Below are 251 nucleotides of genomic sequence, written 5' to 3' on the forward strand. Positions count from 1 at the left end.
CACCGAAGGTACCCCGGGGGAGGCCGCCCGGCGCGGCGTCGAACGGCTGTGGCGCTTCCCCGGCCCGAAAGGAATCACCACCGCGATCTTCACCCGCGCCCGCACCACCACCGCACCGCTGCGCATGCAGAACACCGCGTTCGTCACCGGCCGCTCCGGCATGGGACACCTGGCCATCACCACCACCCGCCCCGAGCAGCTGCACACCTACTGGAACAACCTGCTGGACCTGCGGCTGTCGGACCGCATCG

General features: G+C 70.9%; 1 protein-coding gene. It reads left to right on the forward strand.

The genetic code is table 11. The features are described from left to right. The coding region (locus KVT28_RS25860; protein WP_217551114.1) for a hypothetical protein at positions 1 to 251 on the forward strand (251 nt) is incomplete at both ends.

This window comes from Pantoea sp. GbtcB22, assembly GCF_019091025.1.
Taxonomy (GTDB): Bacteria; Pseudomonadota; Gammaproteobacteria; order Enterobacterales; family Enterobacteriaceae; genus Pantoea; species Pantoea leporis.